The 8,344-nt window shown below is 68.5% G+C and carries 4 protein-coding genes; all 4 read right to left on the bottom strand.

Features of this window, described 5'->3' with window-relative positions:
* Positions 1–15: 15 nt before the first annotated feature.
* From LR393_RS02465 to LR393_RS02450, 4 genes are read right to left on the bottom strand one after another with little or no spacing between them, the layout of a single operon-like run.
* Positions 16–351, bottom strand: coding sequence for a hypothetical protein (locus tag LR393_RS02465; RefSeq protein ID WP_231481298.1), 336 nt, complete (start codon positions 349–351; stop codon positions 16–18).
* Positions 344–769 carry a YbaB/EbfC family nucleoid-associated protein gene (locus LR393_RS02460; RefSeq protein ID WP_231481296.1) on the bottom strand — a complete coding sequence of 142 codons (426 nt, stop codon included), beginning with the start codon at positions 767–769 and terminating at the stop codon, positions 344–346. Before LR393_RS02460 ends, LR393_RS02465 begins: the two co-directional genes overlap by 8 nt.
* Positions 766–4,563 (bottom strand): hypothetical protein, encoded by a 3,798-nt coding sequence (locus LR393_RS02455; protein ID WP_231481294.1) that lies wholly within the window; start codon positions 4,561–4,563, stop codon positions 766–768. The genes LR393_RS02460 and LR393_RS02455 overlap by 4 nt, the downstream gene beginning before the upstream one ends.
* Positions 4,564–4,605: 42 nt before the next feature.
* Positions 4,606–8,298 carry a hypothetical protein gene (locus LR393_RS02450; RefSeq protein ID WP_231481292.1) on the bottom strand — a complete coding sequence of 1,231 codons (3,693 nt, stop codon included), beginning with the start codon at positions 8,296–8,298 and terminating at the stop codon, positions 4,606–4,608.
* Positions 8,299–8,344: the final 46 nt, after the last annotated feature.

Genomic DNA, 8,344 nt, shown 5'->3' with positions numbered 1-8,344 from the left:
GAGTCGCTTTACCTATTACTTCTTCTCGGCGTCGTCGACGTTCCAGGTCTGGCCGTGTTCGGCCGCCTCCTTGACCCCGTGGTCCAGGTAGTCCGACGCCTCCTCGCCACGGGTCCCGGTCACGCCGAACAGCTCGGCGATCTTGCCGACCAGGTCGGTGATGTCCTGCGTGGGCTTGTCGACCTGCTTGTGGTAAGCCTGCGCGGTCTTGTCCTTCTCGCCGGCCGCTTCCTTGTTGGCCTCGTTGATCCTCTCGATCCGCTCCTGCAGCCGCTGGGTCACGTTCGCGATCGAATCGAACTGGGAGAAGCGGGCCTTCAGGTTGTCCGGGGTGGAGAGTACGTCAGCCACGGTCGCCCTCCTTCTTCCCGGCGGTCTTCGCCGCGGCGGTGGGATCGGCGTTGAGCAGGCCGAAGATCTCGTCCAGGTCGGAGCCACCAGCCAGCGAATCACGCAGCTCGGAACCGAATCCGGACATCTCACTGAACGCCGCCTGGGCCTTGGCGGCCGCCTTGTCCCGGGCCTTGTTGAACGTCTCGACCAGGATCGAGGCCAGCTCGGCGGGGGCCATCGAGCCGTAGTCGTTGCGGTGGAACTTGATTCCCTTCACTTCCCCGTCGATGCCCATCGTCACGGTCAGCAAGTGGTCCTTCGGCTCGGCCGTGACCGTGACCTTCTGCAGATCCTGTTGCGTCTGCTGGAGTTTCGCACGCTGTTCGGTGAACTGAGCCATGACCTGCTCGATCTGCTCGTTGAAGGGTGAGCTCATCGTCCCAGCACTCCTGACGTAGTCGACGAATCCGTGCCCCAGGTGTCCTCGTCCTCCGTCACCCAGGTCTTCTTGCCGCCCTGCCCTTGCCCCTGCCCGCCACCGGCCCCGCCGCCACCGCCGCCGGACATCGGCGGCATCATCTGGCCCTCACCGGTTCCCGTGCCACCGCCGGTGGTGGCGACCCGGTTCATCAGCTGGCTCTGCTCGGCCGCCATCTCGGCAGCCGGCAACCCGACCTTCTCCCCGGTCGCGCTCGTGGACGTCATGGGCCCGGTTCCCTTGACCGTGCTCGGTGTGGTGGCCGGCCCCAGTCCCTTGCCGGAGCCGAGACCACCGAAGCCGCCTCCACCACCGTCGGCCCCGCCGCCCCCACCACCGGCGGAGGAGTCCAGGCCGGACAGCCCGGTGTGGCCGGAGGAGAGCGGGTTCTGCTGGAAGACCGGTGCGTCCAGGCCACCACCCTTGCCGCCGGGGACGGATCCGGTCGTGCCGGTGAGAGAGCCGCTTCCGCCGGCCAGGGAGTGCCCGCCGGTACTACCGGAAGCGCCGGAGCCCCCGGACCCACCGGAGGGCAGGTTGCCGGACGGCAGGCCCCCCAGCGAACCGCTGCCGGCGGTCGAGCCGGTCGGGCGCGACCCGGTCGGAACCGTGATCGGCTTGCCGTCGCTCCCGGTCAGGGTCTGCCCGCCCGGGCCGGTGACGGTGCCGTTCGGGTTGACCAGCGAACCTTCCGGTACGGTGACCGGCCGGCCGTCCGGCCCGGTCACGATTGATCCGTCCGGACCGGTGATGGTGGTCGGCAGCTCGGGGATGTCGGGGATCTGCGGCGTGGCGACCGCGCTGCCGGCGGTGCCGCCGCTGTTCGGGTTGGTCAGGCTGGACCCGCCGGGAACGGTGACCGGCGTGCCCCCGGGTCCGGTGATCGGCTCGCCCTCGGGACCGGTGATCGAGCCGTCCGCGTTGATCGTCGAGCCCTGCGGCACGGTGACCGGCTGCCCGCTGGTGTCGGTGACCACCTGACCGGTGGGAGCGGTGACGGTCGTGGTGGGCTCCAGGCTGGAGCCGTCCGGCACCTGGATCGGCTGCCCGTCCGACCCGAGCACCGGCTGACCGTCCGGCCCGGTGATGGTCCCGTCGGAGTTCACCACGGACCCGTCCGGGACCAGAACCGGCTGACCGTTCGAACCGGTCACCACGTGACCGTCGGGACCGACGATCTGCTCGGGCGAGCTGCCCGCCGGCGTGTTCGGGACGTTCGCGGTCACCGTCGAGCCGTCCGGCACGTGCACCGGCTGGCCGTCCGCGTCCAGGATCGGCTGCCCCTTGGGACCGGTGACGGTCCCGTCGGAGTTGACCTTCGACCCTTCCGGCACGGTGATCGGCTGACCGTCGGCGTCCCGCACCACCTGCCCGTCCGGGCCGGTCACGGTGGTGGTCGGCACCAGGGACGAACCCCGCGGCACGGTGATCGGCTGGCCGTCAGCGCCGGTGATCGCGTGCCCGTCCGGACCGGTGATGGTCCCGTTGGCATTGATCTTCGAGCCGTCCGGGACCCGGATCGGCTGTCCGTTGGCCCCGGTGACCACCTTGCCGTCCGGGCCGATCACCTCTTCCGGGGATCCCGCCTGAGCACCCGAGGAGGTGGTCGGGTTCCCCGCCAGGGCGCTGCTCGGGACCAGACTGGAGCCGGTGGGCACGGTCACCGGCTTGCCGTCGGCGCCGGTGACCAGCTGACCGTCGGGGCCGGTGATCGTCCCGTTCGGGTTCAGGGTGGAGCCGGAGGGCACGGAGATCGGCAGGCCGTTGGCGCCGGTGACGATCTGCCCGTTCGGGCCCACCACCTCTTCCTGGCCGGTCTGGCCCATGGTCGGCGGGCCGACCACGCCCCCGGTCCCGCTCGTGATCGGGGATCCGTTGCTGCTGATGAGATTTCCGTTCGGGTCGATCGTGGTTCCCGGCGGCACGGTGATCGGCAGGCCGTTGGCGCCGGTCACGGTCTGCCCGCTGGGACCGGTGACGGTCCCGTCCGGGTTGACCGACGATCCGGGCGGGACCGCGATCTCGTGGCCCAGGCTGAGCGTGCCGGTCGCCAGGGCGTCCGGGGCCTGGGTGCTCTGGATCCGGTCGAGCATCTGCTGCGCCGACCCGTTCGCTCCACCGGCCTGGTCGGCCTGCTTCTTGGCCTGGTCGATCTGCTTCTGCGCCTCGTCGGTGGCCTGGGTCGTGGCCTGCTCGGCCTGCTCCTGGGCCTTCTTGATCTGGTCGTCGGCCTTCTGATTGGCCTGGGCGATCGCCTCGTCGGCCCGTTTGTTGGCCTCGTCCGCCTGCTTCTGCGCATCGTCGGCCTGCTTCTGGGCCTTGTCCTGGGCGTCCTGGGCGGCCTTCTCGGCGCGCTGGTTGGCGTCATCCATCTTCTTGGAGTCGTCCTGGGCCTGCTGGTCCGCTTTTTCAGTGGCCTGCTTGATCGCCTTGTCGGCCCGGTCGTTCGCCTCCTGCGCCGCCTTCTCGGCGTCCGCCTGGGCCTTCTTGGCCACCTCCTCGGCCTTGGCGATCGCCTTGTCCCGCTCCTCGTTCGCCTTGTCGATCGCCTTCTGGGCGTCGTCCTGGGCCTTGGCGATCGCCTTGTCCCGGTCGTCGTTGGCCTTCTGGATCGCCTCGTCGGCCTTCTTCTTGTACTTGTCGATCTGCTCCTGGGCGTCGTCGGCTCCACCAGCGCCCTTGCCCTTACCCCCACCCGGCGGCCTCGGAACGGTGAAGTCCTTCTTCGGCATCTGGTTGATGGTGTTCAGATACGACTCGTCCAGCGGGGGCAGCAGGTCCTTGAGCGTCTTGTCCAGGTCCTTCACCGCGTTCAGCCACTCGTCGTGCGCGGTGTTCATGAACTTGCCCCAGAACTCCGGGGTACCCGGCTCCGGATAGCCGGTACCGGACCAGTCGACCATGATCTTCTTCCAGCCGCTGTCCTTGAACACCTTGTACTCGGTCTCACCCATGGTCTTGGGCGTCGGGATCTTGTCCAGGATGTCCCGCTTGAAGACCTTGTTCAGCGCCGCCGTGGGGCTGTTGCTGATGGCCCACAACGAGATGGCGCTGGAGACCTGCCGGGCCGTGCTCGCCAGCTTGTTCGCGTTGGCCAGCAGGTCCCGGTCCACGTGCTTGTCGGCCAGACCCTTGTAGACGATGTCCATCTGGTCGGCGAAGTACTTCACGTTCTGCTTGAGCACACCGGCGGCGGTGCCCTGCAGATCCGCCCCCTTGGCGTTGAGTTCGTTGGCCCATCGGGCGAACTGAGCCGACCAGTCCCTCATCAGGTTCATCACGCCGGTCACCGCGTAGGAGGCCGCCTCCAGGCTCTTGGCGCTCGTGGAGTCGGTATCACCCCAGTTGGCGATGGTGTCCAGGTACTCGACCGGGCCGCCGGTGAAATTCTGCCATTCGGCGTGCTTGTCGTTGAAGTACTCGTGGTTCGCCCGGTACCCGAGGCCGTAGTAGAACCAGTAGTACTGCGACGGGGTGTGCGTCGTGTAGGTGCTGGTGTACTGGTTGTAGTAGCCGTACGTGTAGGTGGTGGTGGTCGTCGTCCCGGGGATGATGAAGAACAGCGGAAAGAACTTCCAGGAGTCCATTTCCGCGCTCCAGTTACCCTCGACGATGTTCTGCGAGTATCCCTGGCCGTCCTTCATCCACTTGTTCTTGTCCTTGCCCCCGTCCACCACCGCCTGACGGTCCGGAACGGCGTCCGTGCTGCCGGCGAAGATCTTCAGGATCTCCTCATACTTGTTCAAGGCCACGACGCACCTCCACACCTTGCACGGGCCGGCCCGGCCAGAAGTTCATCGCCCCAGCACCCCGGCCGTCTTGTCCTTCGTCCCCCAGGCGTCCTCCTCCTCGGTGACGTGAGCCTTGCTGGCCCGCGCGCCGCCCTGAGAACCGCCGGCCCCGCCGCCACCACCGGACATCGGCGGCATCATCTGGCCCTCGCCCGAACCGGCCGAACCACCGCTGGTGGCAACCCGATTCATCAGCTGGCTCTGCTCGGCCGCCACCTCGGCGGCACCGAGACCGGGTCGTTCGGCCGGGGTCGCGCCCATCGTCGAGGTCGCCGTGGCGGTCCGGGTGCTTGCGCCCACCCCGCCGGGCAGACCGCGGCCGGTATTGCCCAGACCGCCCAGGCCACCGAGTCCTCCGGGACCACCGATGGCGGCCGAACCGCCGCCCCCACCGCCGCCCGGACCGGACATCGAGGTGTGCCCGGAGGAGAGCGGAGACTGCTGAAAGGACGGCTGGTCCAGGCCGTTATGGGCACCCAGGGCGGAACTCGGGGCGCTGGGGGTGAGGCCGGGTGCGATACCGGCGAACGCGCCGCTGCCCAGGCTACTGATCGAGGTACTGGTGGTCGCGGTCGGGTGCGAGCCGGTCGGTACGGTGATCGGCTTGCCGTCGATGCCGGTCAGGGGCTGTCCGCCGGGACCGGTGACGGTACCGTTGGCATTCACCACCGACCCCTCGGGGACGGTGATCGGCTGCCCGTTCGGCCCGGTCACGATGGACCCGTCGGGGCCGGTGATCGTCGTCGGCGGGGTGAAGCCGGCCCCGGTGTCCACCGAGGTCGAGGTGAAACTCTGCGGGATCTGCGGGGTCTGCGGGTTCGCCGCGGTGTTGCTGACGCTGGTGCTGGTGAGGTTGGAGCCGCCGGGTACGGTGACCGGGGTGCCGCCGGGCCCGGTGATGGCCTCGCCCTCCGGGCCGATGATCGAGCCGTCCGCGTTGATCGTCGAGCCCTGCGGCACCGTGATCGGCTGACCGTTGGTATCGGTGACCACCTGCCCGGTGGGTGCGGTCACCGTCGAGGTGGACTGCAGGTGCGAGCCTCCCGGCACCTGCAGCGGCTGCCCGTTCGCCCCCAGCACCGGCTGGCCGTCGGGCCCGGTCACGGTTCCGTCGGCGTTCACCACCGAACCGTCCGGGACCAGGACGGGATTGCCGTTCACCCCGGTCACCACGTGGCCGTCCGGGCCGACGATCTGCTCCGGGGCGCTGCCCTCGGGGGTGTTCGGCACGTTCGCCGTCACCGTCGAGCCCTCCGGCACGTGCAGCGGCCGGCCGTCCGAACCCGTGATCGTCTGGCCCTTGGGGCCGGTGATGGTGCCGTCGCTGTTCACGTGCGAACCCTCGGGCACGGTGACCGGCTGCCCGTTGGGGTCGGTCACCACCTGCCCGTCCGGACCGGTCACCGTCGTCGTGGAAACCAGCGACGAGCCCGGCGGGACGGTGATCGGGTTACCGTTCGCGTCAGTGACCGCCTGCCCGTTGGGACCGGTGATCGTACCGTTGGCATTGATCTTCGAGCCGTCCGGGACCCGGATCGGCTGACCGTTGGCCCCGTTCACCACCTGGCCGTTCGGCCCGATCACCTCGTCCGGGGAGCCGGCGTCCACCCCGGACGACGTAGTCACCTGGCCGCCGATGCCGGGGACCAGGGACGAGCCCGGCGGGACCTTGAGCGGTTGGCCGTCGGCACCGGTCAGCAACTGACCGTCGGGACCGGTGATGGTCCCGTCCGGGTTCACCGTCGAGCCCGGCGGGACCGAGATCGCCAGCCCGTCGGCACCCGTCACCGCCCTGCCGTCCGGGCCGACCACGCGGTCATTGTCCGGGTCGGTGGTGGTCGTGGTGGACACCCGGACCGGGGCCCCGGTGGCGTTGTTGACCAGGTTGCCGTTCGGACCGACGGCCGTGCTCGGCGGCACGGTGACGGGCTGACCGTTGGCCCCGGTCAGGATCTGCCCGTCCGGGCCGGTGATGGTGCCGTCCGGGTTCACGGTCGATCCCGGCGGGACGCTGGTCGCACCGAGCGCGTCCGGGTTCACCGACGTACTCAGGAACGCATTCTGCTTGTTCTCGAAATCCTTCTGGACATCGTCGATCTGCTTCTGGGCCTGCTCGGTGGCCGCATCGTTGGCCTGAGTGGCCCGGCTCTGGATCTGCGTGATCTGGGCCTGGACCTTGTCGTTGGCCTGCGAGATGGCCAGATCGGCGCGCTGGTTCGCAGCGTCCGACTGTTTCTGTGCGGCGTCGGCCGCGGCCTGGGCCTTGGCCTGCGCCTGCTCGGCGGCCTGCTCGGCCTTCTTCTGAGACGCTTCCTGCGCGTCCGCGTTGGCCTGGCTGTGCTGGTAGGCCTTGTCGTTGGCGGCCTTGATCGCCGCATCCGCCCTCTCCTGCGCCGCCTGCTGCGCGTTGTAGGCGTCGTCCTGCGCCTTCTTGGCCACCGCCTCGGCCGCGGCCTGAGCCTTCTCGCGCTCCGCGTTCGCCGCGTCGATCGCCGCCTGGGCCCGGTCCTGGGCCTCCTGAATCGCCTTGTCCCGAGCCGCGTTCGCCGCCTCGATCGCGGCCTGCGCCTGGGCCTGGATCTTGTCGATCTCGTCCTGGACCTTGTCCGAGTCCACCCCGTCGTGGTTGGGGGCCGGCGTGATCGGCCGCGGAGTGGCGAAGTCCTTTTTCGGCAGCTGCCTCGTGGTGTCCTGGTACGCCGTGTCCAGGGCCGGCAGAGCAGCCTTCACGGTGGCGTCCAGGCTCTTCACCCGGCTCAGCCACTCGTTGTGCGCGTTGGTCAGCAGCTGCCCCCAGAATTCCGGGGTGTTCGGATCCGGATAACCGGTGACCGCGTAATCCACCATGGTTTTCTTGTAGTTGCTGGTCTGGAACGCCGCGAACTCGGTGTGCCCCATCTCCTTGGGGTCGGGAATCTTGTCGAGGATGTCCCGCTGGAAGACGGTGGCCAGGGCGTCCTGGGGAGTGTTGGTGGCGGCCCAGGTCCCGATGTCGCGGGCCACCTGGATCGCCGTGGTGGCCAGGGTGCTGGCGTTGCTCAGCAGGTTCGCCTGGGCCTTGGAGTCCACCAGACCCTCGTGCACGATCTTCATCTGAGCGGCGAAGTGGTTCAGTTGCTGCTTCAGCACGCCCGCGGCCGTGCCCTGCAGATCGGCGCCCTTGACGTTGAGTTCACCGGCCCACTTGGCGAACTGACTCTGCCAGGTCTCCATCAGCGCGGTGATGCCGGCTACCGCGACCGAAGCCGCCTGAAGGCTTTTCGAGCTCGTGGTGTCAGTGTCGCCCCAGGCCCCGACGGTGTCCAGGTACTCGATGGGCGAGCTGGAGAACTTCAGCCACTCCCCGGCCTTGTCGTTGAACCAGTCGTGGTTCACCCGGTAGCCGAGCACGTAGGCGAAGTTGTAGAAGGTGGTCTGCGTCCCCTTGGTGGTGATCGGGATGTTGTTGTAGTACCCGCCGTACGTGGTGCTCGAGGTGTCCGCGACGTCCTTGAACGGGATCGAGTAGACCTTCCACTTGTCCGCGGTGAAGTTCCAGGTGCCTTCGCTCAGCAGGACGTTGTGGTGGATCCCGTCCCCGTCCTTGATCCACTTGTTCTTGTTCTGGCCACCATCGACGACGGCCTGACGGTCCACGATCGTGTCGCCGGTCCCGGCGAAGATCTTCAGGATCTCCTCGTACTTGTCCAAGGGCATGATCGCTCCTCACCCATATTCTCTGCGTTGCAGGCGAGGCCCGCCG

Origin of the sequence: Kineosporia mesophila (assembly GCF_021129235.1) — a bacterium.
Lineage (GTDB): Bacteria > Actinomycetota > Actinomycetes > Actinomycetales > Kineosporiaceae > Kineosporia > Kineosporia mesophila.
This window is presented reverse-complemented; position numbering and strand designations above follow the sequence as displayed.

Bases quoted from the DNA above. Each gene is read 5' to 3' on its own strand.
- LR393_RS02460 (WP_231481296.1), bottom strand. From the start codon at position 769: ATGAGCTCACCCTTCAACGAGCAGATCGAGCAGGTCATGGCTCAGTTC.
- LR393_RS02450 (WP_231481292.1), bottom strand. From the start codon at position 8,298: ATGCCCTTGGACAAGTACGAGGAGATCCTGAAGATCTTCGCCGGGACC.